Origin of the sequence: Pseudomonas sp. Snoq117.2 (assembly GCF_900110545.1) — a bacterium.
GTDB lineage: Bacteria > Pseudomonadota > Gammaproteobacteria > Pseudomonadales > Pseudomonadaceae > Chryseomonas > Chryseomonas benzopyrenica.
Genome location: NZ_FOED01000016.1, coordinates 19698 through 39836 on the forward strand (window position 1 = coordinate 19698; position 20139 = coordinate 39836).

17 protein-coding genes and 1 pseudogene are annotated in these 20139 nt (G+C 63.2%); all 18 read right to left on the reverse strand.

The genetic code is table 11. The annotated features are described in order from the left end of the window. Nucleotides 1–5 precede the first annotated feature (5 nt). The 18 genes and pseudogenes from trbJ to BMZ43_RS23020 all read right to left on the reverse strand — a co-directional run bounded on the left by trbJ (nt 6) and on the right by BMZ43_RS23020 (nt 20037). Nucleotides 6–731: a P-type conjugative transfer protein TrbJ gene (gene trbJ / locus BMZ43_RS22935; RefSeq protein ID WP_033967813.1), complete on the reverse strand. Its 726-nt coding sequence runs from the start codon at nt 729–731 to the stop codon at nt 6–8. Beyond that, nucleotides 728–3179, reverse strand: a pseudogene (gene trbE / locus BMZ43_RS22940) (conjugal transfer protein TrbE). Before trbE ends, trbJ begins: the two are co-directional and overlap by 4 nt. Nucleotides 3180–3194: 15 nt before the next feature. Beyond that, entirely contained in the window at nt 3195–3467 is a 273-nt protein-coding gene (locus BMZ43_RS22945; RefSeq protein ID WP_093257015.1) for a VirB3 family type IV secretion system protein, read from the reverse strand. Next, a complete protein-coding gene (locus BMZ43_RS22950; RefSeq protein ID WP_031636907.1) occupies nt 3464–3847 on the reverse strand; it encodes a TrbC/VirB2 family type IV secretion system protein in 384 nt (127 codons plus the stop codon). Before BMZ43_RS22950 ends, BMZ43_RS22945 begins: the two co-directional genes overlap by 4 nt. After that, a complete protein-coding gene (gene trbB / locus BMZ43_RS22955; RefSeq protein ID WP_093257018.1) occupies nt 3844–4896 on the reverse strand; it encodes a P-type conjugative transfer ATPase TrbB in 1053 nt (350 codons plus the stop codon). Before trbB ends, BMZ43_RS22950 begins: the two co-directional genes overlap by 4 nt. Next, nucleotides 4893–5357, reverse strand: coding sequence for a ribbon-helix-helix protein, CopG family (locus BMZ43_RS22960; RefSeq protein WP_003111089.1), 465 nt, complete (start codon nt 5355–5357; stop codon nt 4893–4895). The genes trbB and BMZ43_RS22960 overlap by 4 nt, the downstream gene beginning before the upstream one ends. Continuing rightward, nucleotides 5354–7363, reverse strand: a complete 2010-nt coding sequence (locus tag BMZ43_RS22965) for a conjugal transfer protein TraG (RefSeq protein ID WP_031636910.1) — start codon at nt 7361–7363, stop codon at nt 5354–5356. The genes BMZ43_RS22960 and BMZ43_RS22965 overlap by 4 nt, the downstream gene beginning before the upstream one ends. 236 nt (nt 7364–7599) lie before the next feature. Further along, nucleotides 7600–7878, reverse strand: coding sequence for an EexN family lipoprotein (locus BMZ43_RS22970; protein WP_031636913.1), 279 nt, complete (start codon nt 7876–7878; stop codon nt 7600–7602). Next, nucleotides 7875–8819: a LysR family transcriptional regulator gene (locus BMZ43_RS22975; RefSeq protein WP_023114186.1), complete on the reverse strand. Its 945-nt coding sequence runs from the start codon at nt 8817–8819 to the stop codon at nt 7875–7877. Before BMZ43_RS22975 ends, BMZ43_RS22970 begins: the two co-directional genes overlap by 4 nt. Before the next feature lie 74 nt (nt 8820–8893). Beyond that, complete coding sequence (locus BMZ43_RS22980) at nt 8894–9157, reverse strand: hypothetical protein (protein ID WP_023114185.1); 264 nt, start codon at nt 9155–9157, stop codon at nt 8894–8896. Between the two features lie 129 nt (nt 9158–9286). Next, nucleotides 9287–9919 carry a hypothetical protein gene (locus BMZ43_RS22985; RefSeq protein ID WP_023114184.1) on the reverse strand — a complete coding sequence of 211 codons (633 nt, stop codon included), beginning with the start codon at nt 9917–9919 and terminating at the stop codon, nt 9287–9289. Nucleotides 9920–9940: 21 nt separating this feature from the next. Continuing rightward, nucleotides 9941–10606 (reverse strand): HupE/UreJ family protein, encoded by a 666-nt coding sequence (locus BMZ43_RS22990; RefSeq protein ID WP_049879081.1) that lies wholly within the window; start codon nt 10604–10606, stop codon nt 9941–9943. Nucleotides 10607–10783: 177 nt separating this feature from the next. After that, complete coding sequence (locus BMZ43_RS22995) at nt 10784–13924, reverse strand: efflux RND transporter permease subunit (RefSeq protein WP_033880256.1); 3141 nt, start codon at nt 13922–13924, stop codon at nt 10784–10786. 10 nt (nt 13925–13934) lie between these two features. Beyond that, nucleotides 13935–15164 carry an efflux RND transporter periplasmic adaptor subunit gene (locus tag BMZ43_RS23000; protein ID WP_031636927.1) on the reverse strand — a complete coding sequence of 410 codons (1230 nt, stop codon included), beginning with the start codon at nt 15162–15164 and terminating at the stop codon, nt 13935–13937. Further along, a complete protein-coding gene (locus BMZ43_RS23005) occupies nt 15161–16408 on the reverse strand; it encodes a TolC family protein (protein WP_031636928.1) in 1248 nt (415 codons plus the stop codon). Before BMZ43_RS23005 ends, BMZ43_RS23000 begins: the two co-directional genes overlap by 4 nt. Before the next feature lie 140 nt (nt 16409–16548). After that, nucleotides 16549–17544: a M56 family metallopeptidase gene (locus BMZ43_RS23010; RefSeq protein WP_031636929.1), complete on the reverse strand. Its 996-nt coding sequence runs from the start codon at nt 17542–17544 to the stop codon at nt 16549–16551. After that, on the reverse strand, nt 17544–17942 hold the full coding sequence (locus BMZ43_RS23015) for a BlaI/MecI/CopY family transcriptional regulator (protein ID WP_023114178.1): 399 nt from the start codon (nt 17940–17942) through the stop codon (nt 17544–17546). The genes BMZ43_RS23010 and BMZ43_RS23015 overlap by 1 nt, the downstream gene beginning before the upstream one ends. Nucleotides 17943–18051: 109 nt before the next feature. Next, nucleotides 18052–20037, reverse strand: coding sequence for a relaxase/mobilization nuclease domain-containing protein (locus tag BMZ43_RS23020; RefSeq protein WP_034023490.1), 1986 nt, complete (start codon nt 20035–20037; stop codon nt 18052–18054). Nucleotides 20038–20139: the final 102 nt, after the last annotated feature.

A 20139-nucleotide genomic window follows, 5' to 3' on the forward strand; every position in this document is an offset into this window, starting at 1 on the left:
TCCCGTCAGTTGCCGTAGAAGTTCACGGGCTGCGGCGTGTACGGCGTGCCGTCGCCCAGGAAGCGCCGCCGCACCTCGCGGGCGCGCTCCGTGGCAGCCGCCTGCCGCGCCAGTTCCAGCGAGGCGGCCCGGTCTTGCGTGATCTGGAGCCGCTGCGACTGGATCGACTGCTTGGCCTGCAAGGCGAGCAACTGGTTCATGGCCTGCATCGCCTGCAAGGCGCCTTGCGCCGACTGGCTCTTGCCCACGAGGTCGGCCAGCACGCTTTCGTCTTCGCCCAGGTTCTGCGACACCTGGGCCTGCATCTGCATGGTGGTCTGCAAGCCGTGGAGCGTGTTCCTCCAACGCTCCTGCGCGTCGCGGTACATCTGGTCGCCGCTGACGGTGGCGGCGTACTGCTCGGGATACAGGCGCGCGAACTCCCGATCCAGATTCGTCACGTCGTAGGCCAATCCTCGGGCCTGGTCGATCAGCCGCTCGGTGGTCGCCAAATTGGCGCGCAACTGGCCGACCACGCTGGACGGCAGGCTGGCGAGGTTGCGCGCCTGGTTCATCAGCATCTGCGCTTCGTTCTGAAGCTGCTGGATCTGGTTGTTGATCTGCTCCAGCGTGCGGATCGCGGTCAGCGTGTTCTGCACGAGGTTGGTGGGATCGACCACGACCCATTGCGCATGGGCGGTGGCGGTGCAAAGCATGGCCGCGATGGCGGCCGCGACAAGGCGCTTCTTCATGGCAGGTTCTCCAGGGGTTGGTCAGCGAGCACCCGGCGCGAGGCCGGGGAACGAGGGCAGCAGGTCGGCCGCCCAATCGAGGCCGCGGTGGCGAAGCCAGGCACCCGCGAAACCGGGCACGCCGGCGTCCAGCAGCACGCGGTCAATGTCGCGCTGGTCTTGCGGCGTGGAAGCGCCCGCGAAGGCCAGCGCCGCCGGCCCCAGGTCGAGGTCGAACAGGCGGTTGCCGAGGCGGGATTGGTAGTAGTAGTCGCGCTTGGGCTGCGCGGTGGCGACGATTTCGATCTGCCGCCTGTTGAGGCCGAAGCCCTCGTAGATCGTGCGAATCTGCGGCTCGGTCGCCTGCGGGTTGGGCAAGAAAATCCGACTCGCGCAGCTTTCGATGATCGCGGGTGCGATGCTCGAATCCTTGATGTCGGCAAGGCTCTGCGTGGCGAATATGACGCTGACGTTCTTCTTGCGCAGTGTCTTGAGCCACTGGCGGATACGCGCGGCAAACACCGGGTCATCGAGGAACAGCCATGCTTCGTCGAGGATCAGCAGCGTGGGCGCCCCGTCGAAGCGTTCATCAAAACGCGCAAAGAGGTAATGCAGCACGGCCATGACGGCGGCCTTGCTGTGCATCAGCTCCTCCATCTCGAAGCACTGCACGTCGGCCGTGCCCAGCCGGTCGTGGTCGGCGTCCAGCAGCTTGCCGTGGGCACCGCCGAGCACATAAGGCGACAGCGCCTGCCGCAGCGTGTTCGATTGCAACAGCACGGAAAGCCCCGTCATCGTGCGCTGCTCCACCGGCGCCCCGGCGAGACTTCCCAGCGCCGACCAGATAGCCGCCTTCTCGTCGGGGCCGACCGCCACGCCTTCGTGCAGCAAGCGGCCTTCGATCCATTCGGCGGCCCAGGTGCGGTAGCCCTCGCGGTCGATGCGTGCCAGTGGCTGGAAGGCGATTTCGCCATCCGTGCCCAGGTCGTAGTGCTCGCCGCCCAGGCCCAGGATCGTGGCCCGCATCGAGCGGCCCATGTCGAAGGCGAAGATGCGCGAACCGCGATAGCGGCGGAATTGCATCGCCAGCGTGGCGAGCAGAACCGACTTGCCCATGCCGGTCGGGCCTGCGACCAGCGTGTGGCCCACGTCGCCGATGTGCGTCACCAGCCGGAACGGCGTCGCGCCATCGGTGCGCGTGACGATCAGCGGCGGGCCGTCGAGGTGGTCGTTCTTCTCCGGCCCCGCCCATACCGCCGACACCGGCATCATGTGGGCCAGATTCAGTGTCGAGACGATGGGCTGGCGCACGTTGGCGTAGGCGTTGCCCGGAATGGACGACAGCCACGCATCCACGGCGTTGAGCGCTTCGGGAATGGTCACGAAGCCCCGGCCCTGGATGACGCGCTCCACCATGCGCAGCTTCTCGTCCGCCACGGCGGCGTCCTCGTCCATGACGGTGACGGTCGCCGTCAGGTAGCCGAAGGCGACTTGATCGCTGCCCAACTCCTGCAAGGCAGCGTCCGCATCGGCGGCCTTGTTGTTGGCGTCGGTATCGACCAGCGGGCTTTCCTGCTGGAAGATCGCTTCGCGCAGCAGCGCGATGACGTTCTTGCGCTTGGCGAACCACTGGCGGCGCAGGCGGGAAAGTTCTTTCTCCGCCTCGGCTTTGTCGAGGCAGAGAAAGCGCGTGCTCCAGCGGTACGCAAAGCCAAGGCGGTTGAGGTCATCCAGAATCCCCGGCCAGGTCGAGGTCGGGAAACCTCGCACCGACACCACGCGCAGGTGCTGGTTGCCCAGCATGGGCGCCAGGCCACCGACCAGCGGCGAGTCGGTCAGCAGCGCGTCGATGTGGAACGGCACTTCGGGCACGCCCACGCGATAGCGCCGCGTCGAGATGGTCGCGTGCAGGTAGGTCAGCGTCTGGCTGTCATCGAGCCAGGCGATCTCCGGCATCACGCCGTCGAGCAGGTCAAAGACGCGATCCGTTTCCGCGACGAAGGCTTGCAGCCGCCCGCGCCAGTCCACGCCGGTCGTCGGCGTGTTCTCGTAGAGCATCGTGGCTGCACGGGCGCGGGATTCTTCCGGCGGCAGGTAAAGCAGCGTCAGGTGATAGCCGCTCTCGAAGTGATTGCCCGATTCCTCGAAGGCGGCCCGGCGTTCTTCCTCCACCAGCCACGAAAGCGGCTCGGGAAACTCCGAGCGCGGATAGTCGGCGGCGGCGCGGCGCTCGGCCTCGATGAACAGCGCCCAGCCCGATCCCATGCGACGCAGCGCGTTGTTCAACCGCGCCGACGTGGCGATTAGCTCGCCTTGCGTCGCGCTGTCGAGGTCAGGCCCGCGAAACCGGGCCGTGCGCTGGAAACTGCCGTCCTTGTTCAAGACGACGCCCGGTGCGACCAGCCCGGCCCAGGGCAGCCAGTCGGCAAGCAAGGCCGGGCGCTGGCGGTATTCGGCGAGGTTCAGCATCGCGGCGTCCTCCCCTCACACGTCCGGCAGCGGGCGGTGCTTGATGTGCCGGGCGAAGACCTGCATGAACTGCGGATCGACGCGCGCACCCCACACCGCCAGCGAATGGCCGACGATCCAGAGCACCACGCCGGGAATCCACAGTTGCAGGCCCAGGCCGACAGCGGCGGCCAGCGTGCCGTTGGCGATCGCCACGGTGCGCGGCGCACCGCCCAGCAGAATCGGCTCGGTCAGCGAGCGATGCAGCGGCACCTCGAAGCCGTCCGCGAAGGTGTCCGGGGCACTCATACGACGGCCCCGCCGGAGAAGCTGAAGAACGACAGGAAGAAGCTCGACGCCGCGAAGGCGATGGACAGACCGAACACGATCTGGATCAGCTTGCGGAATCCGCCGGACGTGTCACCGAACGCGAGCGCGAGGCCCGTGGCGATGATGATGATGACCGCGACGATGCGCGCCACCGGCCCCTGGATGGATTCGAGGATGGATTGCAGCGGGCCTTCCCACGGCATCGAGGAACCGGCGGCCTGCGCGGTTCCGGCCAGGAACAGCAGCAGCGCGGCCAGCAACAGCCCTTGCCCCGCAGGGCGGGCCAGGCAGCGCAGCTGCGCAAGACGCAAAGCCGGATTTGCAGAAAAACGGAAAGCAGGAATGGTCATCTGCGTCATGGCAGTTCTCCAAGTGAGTCAGGGGATGGGGATGTCGCCGCAGCGGGTGCGGCATCGGGACGTGGCGGCAGCTCGGGAAACGGCGTTTCCAGCGCGTCCGCCAGTTGGTAGCCCACGCCGTCGAAGCCGACGACGCGGGCGATGCTCTCGATGCGGCGCTTGCGCCCGCGTCCGGCGATGTGGATCACCACGTTGACCGCCTCGGCGATCAGCGCACGGGGCGGATTCACCGCCACTTCGAGAATCAGTTGCTCCAGGCGCAGCAGCGCGCCGAGCGCGGAGCCGGCGTGGATCGTGGCGATGCCGCCGGGGTGGCCCGTGCCCCACACCTTGATGAGATCCAGCGCCTCGGCACCGCGCACCTCGCCGACGACGACGCGATCAGGGCGCAAGCGCATGGACGAGCGCACCAGTTCGGTCATCGACACCACGCCCGCGCGGGTGCGCAGCGGAACGTGGTCGCGGGCCGCGCATTGCAGTTCCACCGTGTCTTCGAGCACCAGCACGCGGTCGCCGGTGGCGGCGTTTTCGGCGAGCAAAGCATTGGCGAGCGTGGTCTTGCCGCTGCTGGTGGCGCCGGCAATCAACACGTTCTGCCGCTCGCGCACGGCACGAACGAGAAAGCCCGCCTGCGCGCTGGTCATCATCCCGTCGATGACGTACCGCTCCAGCGGAATCACACCGATGGCGCGCTTGCGCAGCGCGAAGGCCGGCCCTGGCGCTGCCGGCGGCAAGATGCCCTCGAAGCGTTCGCCCGTCTCGGGCAACTCGGCGGACAGCAGCGGCTGGCCGCGATGGACTTCCGCGCCGACGTGGGCCGCGACCAGGCGGATGATTCGCTCGCCATCCGCCTCGGGCAGTTCCACGCCCATCGGCGCACGCCCACTGGAAAGCCGATCCACCCAAAGGGTGCGATCGGGATTCAGCATCACCTCCACCACGTCCGGGTCTTCGAGCGCAGCGGCGATTAGTGGCCCCATCGCCGTGCGCAGCATCTGGATGCGGCGGTCGAGCGACGTGGCACTCATGGACTGCGGAATGGCGCTCATGACGCACGCTCCTGCGCTTGCGCGGCTGCCGCCGCGTCTTCCATCCGCATCGGGTCGGGATGCAGTTCCTCCACCACGTCGCGCACCAGGCTGCGGCCCCGCAGCAGGTGGCGGCCAAGCTGCTCGGTGAACTGCTCGAAGCGCGCTTTGCCCTGCGCGCGTGCCGCGTCTTGGTGCGCCTCGGGAACTGGCGTGCTCACGGTCAGGTAGTAGCGGATGAACAGCGCCAGCGTTTCGATGGCGATGTTCTGGTCGCGCTCCATGCGCTCGGCTTGGCGCGACAGGCGATCAAGCCGCTTGGCAATGGCCGCCTCGCGCTGGTCGGCAGCATCGGGCGAAAGCCACGATGCGAGCGCCGCCGCGACGATGGACGACTTGGACACGCCTTTCTTGGCGGCCAGCTCATCGAGCCGCTTGGCGTGCTCCGGCTGGATGAACAGGTTGAGGCGGTAGTGGCTCATAGCTCGATTCCGTCGTTGGGGTCGAGGGAAGCCAGCCGGGCCGTGCGCTGCATGGCTGGATCGAGCTGGCGAGGAAGGGGAAGCGGCAGGTCGTCGTCGTCATCGAGCAGCCCAAGGTCGGCCGCGGGAGCGGCCAGCTCGGGGTCGTAGGCGACGGTTTCGGAGAGTTCGGGCTGACGGCGCGGGCCGCCGTCGTCGGTCGAACCCAAGTTCTCCAGGCCATCGGCGGATGCGGCGGCCAGTGCAGCGGGCACGGCAGGAATCGCCAGCCCGCTCCAGTCGTCGGGCCGCGACGGCGGCGCGTCGGCGTACTGCCCGTCCGCCAGCGCGGGCGGCGGCAGCACGCGACGCTTGAAATTGGCGTCCGCGTAGTAGCGCAGCTTCTTGGCCTTGATCGGCGCCACGCTGGACACCATCACCACGGCCTCGTCGGGCGGAAGCTGCATGACTTCGCCCGGCGTCAGCAGCGGGCGCGCGGTTTCCTGGCGCGACACCATCAGGTGGCCCAGCCACGGCGCGAGCCGGTGGCCCGCGTAGTTGCGCTGGGCGCGCAGTTCGGTGGCCGTGCCCAGCGTCTCGGAAATGCGCTTGGCCGTGCGCTCGTCGTTCGTGGCGAACGTCACGCGCACATGGCAGTTGTCGAGAATCGAATGGTTCTGGCCGTAGGCTTTGTCGATCTGGTTGAGCGACTGCGCGATGAGGAAGCTGCGGATGCCGTAGCCCGCCATGAAGGCCAAGGCCGTCTCAAAGAAGTCGAGTCGTCCCAGCGCGGGGAACTCATCGAGCATCAGTAGCAGCTTGTGGCGGCGCTCGATGCCATCGGAGCCATCGAGCGATTCGGTGAGGCGCCGGCCGATCTGGTTGAGGATCAGGCGGATGAGCGGCTTCGTCCGCGATATGTCCGAGGGCGGCACCACCAAATACAGCGACACCGGATGCTCTGCCGCGATCAGGTCGGCAATGCGCCAGTCGCAGCGCGATGTGACTTCGGCCACCGTGGGGTCGCGGTACAGGCCGAGGAACGACATGGCGGTGCTCAACACGCCGGAACGCTCGTTGTCCGACTTGTTGAGCACTTCGCGCGCCGCCGAAGCGACGACAGGATGCGGCCCATCGCCGAGGTGCGGCGTGGTCATCATCCGGTGCAAGGTCAGCTCGAAGGGGCTGGCCGGGTCGGACAGGAAGTTGGCGACGCCGCGCAGCGTCTTGTCTTCGCCCGCGTAGAGCACATGCAGGATGGCGCCGACCAACAGCGCATGGCTGGTCTTTTCCCAATGGTTGCGCTTCTCCAGCGCACCTTCGGGATCGACCAGAATGTCCGCGATGTTCTGCACGTCGCGCACCTCATGCGCGCCGCGCCGCACCTCCAGCAGTGGGTTGTAGGTCGCCGACTTTGCATCGGTGGGGTTGAACAGCAGGCAGTGGCTGAAGCGGCTACGCCAGCCGGCAGTGATCTGCCAGTTCTCGCCTTTGATGTCGTGGATGACGGCGGACGCAGGCCAGGAAAGCAGCGTCGGCACCACCAGGCCGACACCTTTGCCCGAGCGTGTGGGAGCGAAGGTCAGGACGTGTTCCGGGCCTTCATGCCGCAGGTACTGGCGGTCGTGCTGGCCGAGGAATACGCCGGCCGGCTGCGTCAGACCCGCCTTGCGAATGTCATCCGCGTTCGCCCAGCGCGCCGAGCCGTAGGTCGTGACCAGGCGCGATTGCCGTGAGCGCCAGATCGACATGCCGATGGCGACCACCACCGCCAGCAGGCCGCTGCCACCCGCGATGGCGCCGCCGGTATCGAACACGCGCGGCGCGTAGGCATCGAAGAAGAACCACCACTCAAACAGCTTCCACGGGTGGTAGATCGGTGTGCCAAGAAGATCGAACCAGGGCGAGCCAAGGCGTAGCTGATAACCAAGGGCGGCTGCTGTCCATTGTGTGGCGCCCCACACGCCGGCGATCACGATGCCGAATACCACGGCGATCTGACCGAACAGCACGTTCGTCCCTTGCATTACCTGGCCTCCGATTTCCCCTGCGCTTCTTCCTCATGGAAAGCGCGGCACAAGGACGTGCCGCTAGCGTCAGGATCGGTGCCAGGTCAGTGCCGGTCAAAGACCGTTTCGAGCAGAAAGGTCGAGCAAAAAGACAGAATTCGCGCGGCGTCGAATCAAAGAAAAACGCCGCAAGCGATAGCGCATTGCGGCGTGTCGAACAGAAAATTGAAGCCGATGCGGCGAACTGCCAACGATCAGAACTTGGGCGATTCCTTCGGCGGCGTGTAGGGCGTTTCGCCGTCGCCATAGAACCGTTTGCGCGTGGCCCCGGCCACCCGATTGCAGAGCACGTCACCCCGCTTGGGCCGATCCGTCTTGCACTGTTGGCGTAGTTCCTTCAACCGTTCGGGATTGGCTGCCAGTTCCTCCACCGTTGGGATATTCGCTTCCGATGTGTTGGCCTTCTGAGGCGTTTCGGATTGGCCGCAGGCGGTCAACACCGGCACCAGCAAGAAATGGATGATCTTCGTCATGGCGCAGGTTCCTCCGGGGGATCAAGATTGCGGCCCAGCATGGGCCTGGGAGATTCCAGAGATTCGATGGCCTGTACGCGCTCAATGAATCGAGCCAGAACCTCCGATGGTTCGCCTATAGGGTGCAGCAGATAGGTTGTCAGGGGTGGGACACGTGATGCCAAGGGGCGGGCCACCACGCCCGGTTGTCTGCTAGCTGTAATGTGTGCTGCACCCGTAAGCCCAAGCGCGAAGCCGGCCGATACAAGCGCCATCATCAAATCGCAGGAGGCCACGCGCTCCGCGATCAGGGGTTCCATGTCCGCACGGCGCAGTACCCGATCAACGTGTTTCGCGTGGCTTTCGCAAACCTGTGGATCGCACAGAACCAGAGGGTAGCGGAGCAGTTCCTCCAACGGAATGCGCTTATGCACCAGCAGAGGATGTCGAGCAGGTACAGCCACCATGAGCGCATCGCTCCAGACGGGTATAGCGACGATGCCTTCGCCCACTTCGTCTGATTGCGCGAATCCTACGTCATAAAGATCGTCGTGTAGCCCCTTGATTTGTTGCGACAACGGCACTTCGGAGAAGCGAATCTCGACTTCAGGTTCTTCCTGTCGGCACAAAGCGAGCACCGCCGGAAGGCGCGACGGTGTAATGCCGTCCGATAAGGCCACCCGCAACTGACCGTGAAATCCATTGGCCGCTGCTTTTACGCTGTCGCGCGCTTGTTGCAGAACAGCAAATACCCGGCGGACATGCTCCAGAAACAACTTACCTGCACGTGTTAGGCGAGTGCTGCGTGTGGTACGGGCAAACAGTACAACACCTAGCTCCTCCTCTAGCTCCTTAATGGCGCGAGAAAGTGGAGATTGTTCAATGTGCAGCTTCTCCGAAGCTCTAGCGAAGTGAAGCTCCTCCGCCACGGCGAGAAAGTATTTTAGATGTCTCAACTCCATAGACGAATAGCTCCCACGAGTGCGCATCGCAGGCGGTAGCCGCGACCTGTGAGTCGCGGCTACGCCCTAAACAATCAGTTGCCGCCGTTGGACGGGCGGCGTTCCGCAGAAGATTGCGCCGCGTTTGGCTTCTTCTTCGCGGCGTCGCATTGCTCTTTCAGCTTCTTTACTTCGGGATAAGCCACGTCACTGATATACCGCTTCGTATCTGCCAATTGCTCGCATGTCTTCGGTATCGCCTTCGCATCGTCGTCATGCCCGCCGGTATGGGCCATCACGAATGGCGAAGCGAGCGAGGCGCTGGCTAGAGCTGCAATCAAAACCGGACGAATGTTCATTTTTCAATATCTCCTGGGATGAGGCCCGGCCTATGTGGCAGGGCGGGAAACTTCGGCTTCCTGCCATGCAATTGGCATGGGGGGGGGAAGCCGGAGTGCATGGGCATGTGCCCGTAACCAATTTGCCAATCACAAGACGCGCTTCATTTCCATGTATTGACCGCGAGTGCGAACAATCACCGTCACGTCAGCGTCGCCACGGTTCCGCCAGAACCAACCGTGATTTCCACTAAAGGCAGCCTGGATCACGCCATTGCTAGCGGGCACCGCGCGACCCTTTTCATAACTGATGGACTGGCCGCCACCATCGCCGTGGGTATCGAAGTTCACAACGCCCCCTTCGGCAACCCAACTGAACTCGACCTGCTCGCCGGCCTTCATACTCAACTTCACCTCCGCCCCTTGGCCGGGCTTGAGTGCGACGCGCATTTCATCGCGCCAGGCGGCGCCGTTCTCCGCCTGCGCGGCGTTCTGTGCTTGTGCAGGCGCGGCGGTGCCTGCATTCCCTGTCGTCGCGGCAGCGGGCATGGCTGCATCCTTCGCGGCATCCGCAGCGGCTTCTTCGGCCAATTGCGTCTTGATCTCCCCCATTTCCGTCAGGCCGAGGACGCGACCAATCCCTGTTGGGTCGATCGCGTACTCGGAGGGAAGGACGATGCCGACCAAAATTGCGATGGCGGCGACGAGTGCAATGAGCGTCGAGCGCAGCAGTTGTTTCGACGATGGAAGGTCGTCGAGGGTTGGCTTGGATACGTTGTACATGGAATTTTCTCCGTGTTTGATTCAGGAAACGAAATAGCCGGTGAGCTGATAGCCGATCAGGATGAAACCGGCACACATCATCGCTACGTTGGCGGTGTACGCATGGCGCCAGAAACTAGCTGTTCGGCGCCAGTAGCTCATTGCGATCAGAATAGTGCCGAGCGCGATCAACTGCCCGATTTCAACGCCGACATTGAATGCCAAAAGATTTGGAATCAGGCCATCGGGCGAGATGTTGTATTCGATGATCTTGGTTGACAGGCCGAATCCGTGAAAGAGTCCGAATACGACTGTTGCGACTTTCGTGTTGGGCTGGAAGCCGAGCCAACGCTGAAATGCGCCGATGTTGTCGAGCGCCTTGTAAACCACCGAAAGACCGATGATCGCGTCGATGATGTAGCTGTTTATCCCGACGTTGAAATACACGCCAAGCAGCATCGTGGTTGAGTGGCCGATGGCAAATAGCGTCACATACAGGGCGATATGCTTCATCCGGTACAGGAAGAAGATTACGCCAAGCAGGAACAGGATATGGTCGTATCCCGTCGCCATATGTTTCGCCCCTAGATACATAAAAGGGATGAGGTTGACGCCGGATATTTCCTGGATGTAGCCCTTATCGCCCTCGGCAACGGCATGGGCGAGTGCCTGATTCGCGCACGCGAACAGCAGGATAGTCGTCGCCATAAGAAACAGGGAAGTCCGTTGCCAGGTCGGTCGATGGCGATCCGGCATTACTTCAAGTGATCTTTCACGCATGAATTTCATACCTCAATTACTCACCTAAGAATCCATGTGGTTCGGGTGCGGCAAGCGTCTTTCTCGTTCGCCGCGCCATGCGAACCGTTGAAATTGGCGTCTTGCTTACGCCGGCGCGGTGTCCTGGCTATCGGTGCGCCGATGGATGAGGCGATACAGGGCCGGCAGCACCAGTAACGTCAACAGCGTCGAGGAAACAATGCCGCCAATGACGACGGTTGCAAGGGGTCGTTGCACTTCCGCACCCGTTCCGACGTTGACGGCCATCGGGACGAAACCAAGGCTTGCAACCAGCGCAGTCATCAGTACCGGGCGTAGCCGCGTCATCGCGCCGTTCACGATGGCATCGTGAATCGGCGTGCCTTCGTGGTGCAGCTTGCGAATGAAGCTCACCATCACCAGGCCGTTGAGCACCGCCACACCGGATAGGGCGATGAATCCAACCCCTGCCGAAATCGAAAGCGGAATATCGCGTAGCCACAATGCGGCAACGCCGCCTGTCAGTGCCAATGGCACGCCGCTAAAGACGACTGTGGCGTCCCGGCCCGAGCCGAAGGCCATGAACAGAAGGCCGAAGATCAGAACCAGTACAGCCGGCACGACGACGGACAGCCGTTGGCTCGCCGAAATGAGTTGCTCGAACGTGCCTCCGTAATTGACCCAATAGCCCTCTGGCAGTGTGATTTCGCGGCTTACGCGCTCACGCAGTTCTTCCACGAACGACCCTAAATCGCGTCCGCGCACATTGCTGGTAATGACGATCCGGCGTTTACCGTTCTCGCGGCTGATCTGATTGGGGCCGGGTGCCACTTCGATTGACGCAAGCTGGCCAAGCGGTACGTAACCGGCTTGGCCCGGTGCGGCAGCAGTGCCGCTCGGGACGGGAATGGGTAGTGTCGCCAGTGCTTTAGGGTCTTGGCGCTGCGCTTCGGGCAACCGAACCACAATATCGAAGCGGCGATCGCCCTCAAACACCTGACCAGCGACGGCACCACCAAGAGCGATTGCCACCGTCTGCTGTATGTCAGCGATCGCCAGACCGTATCGAGACAGTGCATCCACGTTCGGCGTGATCGTCATCAGCGGCAGGCCCGTAATCTGTTCGAGCGCCACGTCAGCAGATCCCTCGATACTCTCGGCCACGGCTTCAAGCTTGGAGCCTAGTTGGGCCAGTTGCTCCATGTCATCGCCATACACCTTGATCGCCACCTCGGCTCGAACACCCGCGATCAACTCATTCATGCGCATCTGCACGGGCTGAGTGAACTCGTAGTTGTTGCCGGGAATGGTGTTCACCGCCTTTTCCAGCTCGGCAAGCAATACGGCTCTCGGTTTGCGCGGATCGGGCCATTCGCTGCGATCCTTGAGCATGATGAAAGTGTCAGCTACCGAAGGCGGCATGGGATCAGTCGCAACCTCGGCAGTACCGATCTTGGCAAAGACTTCCTCAACCTCTGGAAACTCCTTGATCCGCGCTTCCAACTGGCGCTGCATGCCAATCGCCTGGGTCAGACTCGTTCCGGGAATCCGCATCGCGTGCAAGGCGATGTCGCCTTCATCCAGATTAGGGATGAACTCGGTGCCAAGGCGCGTTGCAAGCAAACCAGACAGCACTACCAACACCGCTGCCGCCGCGACGACGGCGACTCTCAGCCTGATTGCCTTCTGGAGAAGTGGCGCATAGAAGCGGCTGATGCCCCGCATCACCTTGGTTTCCTTCTCGGAAACCTTGCCGGTGACAAACAACGCGACCGCAGCGGGCACGAAAGTCAGGGACAACACCATCGCACCAGTCAATGCGATCACGACGGTAAGAGCCATCGGATGGAACATCTTTCCTTCCACACCCGATAGCGCGAATATTGGAAGGTAAACCGCCGTGATGATGAACAATCCGAACAGGGCAGGCTTGATGACCTCTGCACTGGCGCTCGAAACCAGCGAGAAACGCTCATCGCGGGTCAACAGCCGACCGAGCTGGTGCTGTCGTTCGCTGAACCTGCGTAAGCAGTTCTCCACGATGATGACCGCGCCATCGACAATCAGGCCGAAATCCAGTGCGCCCAAGCTCATCAGGTTGGCCGAGATTCGGTTTTGCACCATGCCGGTGATCGTCAGCAGCATGGCGAGCGGAATGACCGCTGCGGTTATCAGGGCTGCGCGCAGGTTGCCTAGCAACATGAACAGCACGGCAATCACCAGCAACGCGCCTTCCAGAAGATTCTTCTGCACGGTTGCGATGGTGCGATCAACGAGTTGAGTGCGGTCATAAACCGCGTGCGCTCGGACTCCCTCGGGAAGTGTCGCGTCGATTTCAGCGAGCTTTTCTACCGTGCGCTGTGCAACCGCTCGGCTGTTCTCGCCAATCAGCATGAATGCTGTTCCCAGCACGACCTCCTTGCCGTCTTTTGTGGCCGCGCCGGTTCGCAGTTCGCTACCTTCCAGAACTTCCGCCACGTCGGACATTCGGAGTGGCAGCCCATCGCGCGTTGCCACGACAATCTTCCGCAGTCGCTCGATGTCGCCTACCTGTCCGGGGATGCGGATCAGGTACTGCTCGCCGTGACGTTCGATGTAGCCGGCACCGACGTTGGCGTTGTTCCGCGCAACGGCGTTCAGCACGTCGTTCATCGTCAACTCGTAGGCCAGTAGCTTGACCGGATCGGGTGTGATGTGGAACTGACGCACGTAACCGCCGATGGTGTTGACCTCGGTGACGCCTTTCAGATTGCGGAGCTGCGGACGCACCGACCAGTCTTGCAATGTGCGCAGCGCCGTCGGTGTCCATATTTCCTCGTAGCCCTTTTCGGGTTCCAAGGTATACATGAATATCTCGCCCAGGCCGGTTGCCACCGGCCCGAGAGAAGGATTCAGGCCCGCCGGAAGTTGCGAAGATGCCTGCTGCAAGCGTTCGGCGACCTGCTGGCGGGCAAAGTAAATATCAGTACCGTCCTCAAAGACCGCAGTGACTTGCGACAGGCCGTAGCGGGAAATCGAGCGGGTGTATTCCAACCGGGCGAGGCCAGCTAGCGCCGTCTCAACCGGAAAAGTGACGCGCTGCTCAGCCTCCATTGGCGAGTAGCCCGGCGCCTCAGTATTGATCTGTACCTGGACGTTGGTAATGTCCGGTATCGCGTCGATCGGTAAGCGGCTGTAGTTCCAGATGCCCAGCCCGGACAGGGCCAGCACCAATAGAAGCACGAGCCAGCGATGCGCGATGGACGCGCGAATGATACGTTCGAGCATATCCGCGCCCTCAGTGATCGTGGCTTGCGCCAGACTTTTCGATGTCTTGGCGTATCAGGAAACTTTGCTCGGCCACGTAGTTTGTGCCGGGCTTGAGTCCGTTAGTCACTTCGGCGTATTCACCATCGCGCTCGCCAAGTTCGAGCATTCGGACTTCGTATGTCTCGCCAACCTGTGCGAAAACCACGGTGAAGTCTCGGAATCTCTGCAACCCGGACTCCTTTACCGCCAGTGATACCTTGCGCGTGCCTACTGTGACCTCGGCCGCCACGGTCATGCCAGGGCGCCAGCGCCCCTCCGGGTTCGGGATGCTGACGCGGGCAATGACGCTTTGGCCGCTGCCAGCCACCGGCAACAATCGCTGGATCTTTCCGCTGGCTTCGGTCTTCCCGGTGGCTGACCGGATTCGTACCGGCTGCCCTGGCTGTAGGGCTTCGGCATCGGTGCCGATGGCGCGCAGGTCGATCCATACGTAGGACGGGTCAGCCAACTCGAACAGCGCACCTGCTTCAGCCACATCACCGACGTTCGTGTTGCGTGCGAGCACCACGCCGTCGAACGGTGCGGTAATCGGGTAGGTGCGCATGCTGTCGTTGCCCTCCACGATGGCCAGCGTCTGGCCGCGGCGGACTCGCTCGCCCTGTTGCACGTTCACTGACCGCACGATGCCAGGGAAGCGTGCGCGAACCGCTGCGTGTCTGTCGGCATCCAGAACAACGGTTCCCATCAGCCGCACAACGTCTCGGATGACTGCCGGCCCCGCTGATTCGGTCTTGATGCCAGCATCCTTGGCGATACCAGCCGGAATGCTTACGCGACCCTCATAGGATTCATAAGACCAAGTGGACTTCTTTCCGGCGTGTTCGGCGGTCACGGCGACATCGAAAGAATGCGGCTCGGTCACTTCACCGCTGCCGACCAGATAGTTGCCTTCTGGCCTGAACGTGAATTGGTTGACCTCGCCATCCAAACGGGAGAGCTTGATCGTTGCGGCAACATCAGCGGGGGCAACTGGCTTGCCGTCACGATAGGCGTAGAGCCTGTAATGCGGGGGGGCGTTGGTTTCGTAGATGGTGACCTCCAAAGCGAAGTCACCGTCGCGGAGTAGCCGCCCATTGTTTGGGCCGCGCTCATAGCTTCCGCTGGCTTGGGCACTGGCCGCCTCTTTGGGCTTGTCGCCGCCAGGGCTGCATGCGGCGGCAAGTACACAAAGGAGCAGCAGGGAAAGAATGCGAATCATGGTGCGGTGTCCTCAACGGTGGCGGTGAGGCGTTCCACCTCGACCAGCAGAAGGTGATAGCGGGTGGCGGCTTCCACAGCTCGCGCACGCAGGTCGAATAGCGTTCGCTGCGCTTGAGCCAACGACAAATAGGAGAATCGGCCTTGCTCGAAGCCGCGACGAGTCGTTGCCAGGGCGCTTTCAGCCATAGGCAGCATTCGTGCGCGTAGCGACTCAGCCTCTGTCCGTGCGCGCGTGAGTTCTTGATACTTGTCGAACAGCGCCTGATGGCGCTCAAAACGTTCGGCGTCACGCCTCGCTTCAAGCGCAGCAAGCTCCGCATTGGCCTGGGATACCGCGTATCCAGAGCGCGTCGGGCTGCCCAGCGGCACCGAGATCGACATCACTACGCCGTGATCCTTGTAGGCTTCCAAACGCCGAATGCCCAAGCTGACGTCGATGTTGGGTTTGGCTTCGGCCTCCGCGAGCCGGCGGCGGGCGCCGATGGTGTCGGCCCGCAAACGCGAAGCCCACAGTTCCGGCGTCATGGGCAAACGGGCGGCCAGCGTCTCGAATGGCGCCACGGTCGGCAAGGTTTGGAGGTCGCCGACGACCTCGCCGAAGTCGGGGATCGTTGCCCCCCAGCTTGCGGCCAAAGTCATCTTGGCGCTTGCCAGTTCGTGTTCAGCACTCTCCCGATTCAGTTGGGCCTCAGCGACTGCAATATCGGCAGCCTGCAAATCTGAATCAGGATTGCGTGCGGCTTTTACCCACGCAGCAACCTCTTGCCGCGTGCGTTCCGCTTGCTTGATGCGTTCCTCGGCATAGGTCAATCGCTGTTGCCTGGCGAGCACTTCAATGAAGCGGGCCGTCGTTGAACTAGCCAGGTCTATCCGCGTTTTGGTGGCCTGGTGCTCTTGTTCTCTCAGCTCGGCTTGTCCTAGCGTTTGGCGAGCCTCACGCTTGCCGCCGAGTTCTATGACCCGACCGATGCGCAATGTCGTTTCAGCCGAGCGGATACCTCGCAGGTTGCCGTTCCCAGCGACGTTCTCAACCTCGCCGCCAATGGTGTAAGGCGGTGGCAGGGCTTCGCGCTGTGTGCGCGCTCGGACGGCCTGGAGCTGCGCCGTTTCGGCGGCGATGGATGGGTGGGCGGCCAGTGCTCGGGAGACTGCCTCCTCCAATCGCAGGGGTTCGGCGGCCAGGGCTGCGGATGTACCGCAGGCTCCGACAAACACCAAGGCTACTAAGCGGATCAAATTCATGAAAATCCTCACGACGACGACAGGTGGCGAGCAAACGATTCCGCGTCATGGCTGCTCGCACACGCCTGAGTGGAGTCGTCATAAAACCGATCATCCATCGGTTTTTCAGGCAAAAAAACACAGCACGCGCGCATATGGACTTACCTCGTCATCACAGTGATGAGAGATTCGGTCACGGAATGCAGCCAGCCGGTAGATAGGCTGCAAAACGCCAGAACAAGAATGCCCAGCATCGGCCCCAGGTATGAGACAGACGAGTGCTTGGACGACAGCAACGCCTCGACACGCTCAGGGACGAAATCGGAAAAGAACGCCATAGCCAAAGGCATCTGTTTCTTGGCGTGTTGCCGAAATATCTTTTCTACTGCAACGATGGTTTCGGCTACGGCGACAGGGCATCCCACTTCGTTTGCAGCAGCGAAATCACAACGCTGTTCCAAGGCGAGTTCCAGATCGCGCAACAGCCGGCGACGAGTGCCCGGCAACTGGATGCTCGACAAGACGACAGCGATCAGGCGATGCAGCACATCTCGATTGGCGATATGAGCCTGTTCGTGCGCCAGCACCACGCGCAATTGCGTTGGGTCGAGTCGCCGCATCAACGAGGTTGAAAGCAGGATGTGGCCATTCCCGACGCCACAAGCCAGCGCCATAGGCTGATCGACATCAAGCACGCGAAGTTTGTCTGGATGCCCCGGACGCCAGCTCAGGCGCACCATCGAGGCAAGGGTTCGACGAGCACGCCAAAGGCCAACTGCGGCCCGTAAAGCCAGCCAAACCGCGTATCCCGCCAACAATGCCAATGCTCCCCATAGCCAGGCACTTTGCCCATTGCCGCTCGGGTGCCAAACGCACAGGTGCAGCAGCGTGTCAGCGTGCGCAGAGCAGGCAGCGGCAAATCTGGCCGAATCATCAAACATCGACGGCATGGCGATGGTCATGGCCGTATAGGCAATACCCGCCAATGCGGGTGTTACCAGCATCCACCAAGACACTCTTGCTCGCTGATAGGGGGTCTTTCCCGACAGCGCACGGCGTAATGGGCGCTCGCAGGCTCCAATCAGCAGGGTAAGCGTTACTGCCAGCACGAAGCCGGATAGCAATGCGAACTGAAGTAGTGGGCCATAACTCGTCATCACGGCTGATCCAATTCAGCGCGACGACGGGCAATCAACTCCTCCAGCCTCTTGAGCTGGTCATCATCCGCCCTTGCAGCAAGATCGACAAAGGCGCTCAACAACGCATCCGGCTGCGGGCCTGCGACACGACGCACCGTGGACTCGACCAGCTTCTGGATCAGTTCCCGGCGAGATACTCGTGCCGAGTATTCGTAGGCATGGCTGATCTTTTCGCGCTGGAGCATGGCCTTGCGAAACAGACGTTCTAGCGTGGATTGCACGGTGTTCAAGGAAATCGAGCGAGACTGCCCAATGCGCGCGTACACCGCCTTGGTGTCGGACGGGCCGAAGCGCCAGATGTCTTCGAGCACGGCGATTTCCAGATCGCCAAGTGTTGGTACGCTGTGGTTGGTCAATGTTGTCGGCTCCGAGCTTTGACTCGAACTCAAGAGTATCCACCACAAAAAACCGACCGTCAATCGGTTTATTGTGCGACCCCGTGCCGGACACTGCTATCGTAGGAAGTTAACCAACGGCAGGCCCACGCTGCCGTCCTATCTCCCAGGACACGCCGCCGCCGCGCACCGTAGCGGCAAGCTGCTGGCCCAGCCGCTGCTCGACCACCGGCCGCCACGGCACCAGACTGAACCCCTTGCCGTCATCGAGCATGGCGTAGCGCCCACTGGCGAGCATGACGCTGCGCCGGTAGATACCGGCCACGCGCTGACCGTCACCCGCAGGCCGATGTTCCAAGCCGGTTTCGGCCGCAATGTCCTTGGCGGCCTGCGCCAGCTCCCGATTGCGCAGCGTGCCCAGCAGGTTGCGCGCGAGGATCACGCGCTGCCCACGCCGCTCGGCCAGCCCCTGTTCGGCCAGGAAGTCGGCGCGCTGCTGCATTGCCTGCTTGGCCTCGCCGCCAAAGCCCAGGTCGCCCAGGCCCGAGCCGCCGCCGATCAACTGCTGGTCAAGCCAGGTGGCCCCGATAACGCGGGCCTGCCGCTCGATGGGCAGGTGCGATTTCAGTTCCACGGCCACGCCGCCCAGGCGCTGCGCGTCGTAGCGGCGGCCCTGTTCGGCCAAGTCGTCCGGCACCTTCCATAGTCCCTCGGCCACGCGCTCCACGATGCCAGCGCGGCGCAGGGCTTCCAGCCGGCGGACGTGGGCCGCGACGACTTCCTGCGGATCGCGGCCCGGTACGGCCTGACCCTGCGCGATGGCGAGGTGATGATCGGTGCGGTACAGGCCACCGCTCGCCAGTGCGGCGATGTTCTTGTCGGCGGCGCGCACGTCGGCCGATCCCTTCACCTCCACCACGGCACCGGCTGGGTAGTTCGCCAGCTCGTCGCGGGCGTTGAGCGCGACGTAGTGGGCCCTGCCATCCACCCCGTCGATGACCAGATAGCCCCGGTCGCGCAGTTCGTCGGCCAGCCCCTTCGCGGCCACGCGGCCGAGGATGGTTCGGCCATCCTCGCCCGGCTCGAACACCGCCAGCTCGCGCGGCTGGCCGCTCATGGCCCGCTGCATGGTGCGGATGATGTCGCCACGCTCGCCCAGGGCGCGCAGGGTCTTTTCGGCGTCGGTATGGACCGCCCAGGTGCCCGGCTGCGTTTCGTCGGCCAGGCCCAGACGCTGCAAGCGTTGCAGCCGGCCGATCAGCAGCAGGCGCTGGCGTTGCAACCTCGGCTCGTTGAGCCGTTCGACATGCACCAGGCCATCGTCGCCCAGCTCGCGCTTGAGCGTGCGATCCAGGCTCGTCCACCGCTCCTGTTCCACCTCGCGCTGCAAGGTCTGCTGGATCTCCAGCTCGGTGCGTGGCCCCAGCCACTCGGTCGCCAGTTCGGCCGCACGATGGCGGAAGCCATCGGCGATGTAGTCGCCCGCGATGATGAGGTCTTTGCCGGTGTCATCGCGCCCGCGCACGACGATGTGCGTGTGCGGGTTGTCGGTATTCCAGTGGTTGACCGCCACCCAATCGAGGCCCGTGCCCAGGTCGGCCTCCATGCGGCCCATGAGGTGCCGCGTGTAGGTGCGCAGGTCTTCGAGTTCCGGGCCATCCTCGGGTGAGAGGATGAAGCGGAAATGGTGTCGGTCGTCGGCGCAGCGTTCCTTGAAAGCGTCGAGGTCGGCGGCATCGGTCTGCGGCCCGTAGGCTTGGCCCGGCTCGCCATCGCGGCCCACGCCGTCGCGCTCGATGTAGCGCAGGTGCTTGGCGAGCGACTGCGGGCTGGCCTGGCGCTGGTTGACCAGCAGCGTCTTGATGGTCACGCGCCGCGACATGGGCGTCAGCTTCGCTCCGGCGAAGCGCGCGGCCGTGTGGCCGCGCCCCAGGCGCGAGCCGGGCCGCTGGCCGTTGCCCCTCCCGGAGCCGCTGGCAGCGCCAGGACGGCGCACCGACGACTTGCCGCTACTGGCCTTGCCTGCCTGCTTGAGCACCTTGGAAACGAAGCTCTGGCCCCGGTTCTTCGGTGCGCTGGGGCGGATGCGGAAATCATCGTCGCGGCGGTCGGTCATGGCTGCGCTCCCTGCAAGCTCTGGCGTGTCCGGTCGTGTGAAGCACGCGGACAGCCCTGCATTGGCGCGGGCCTCGCGCCCCAAGCGGCACGGCGGCGAAGC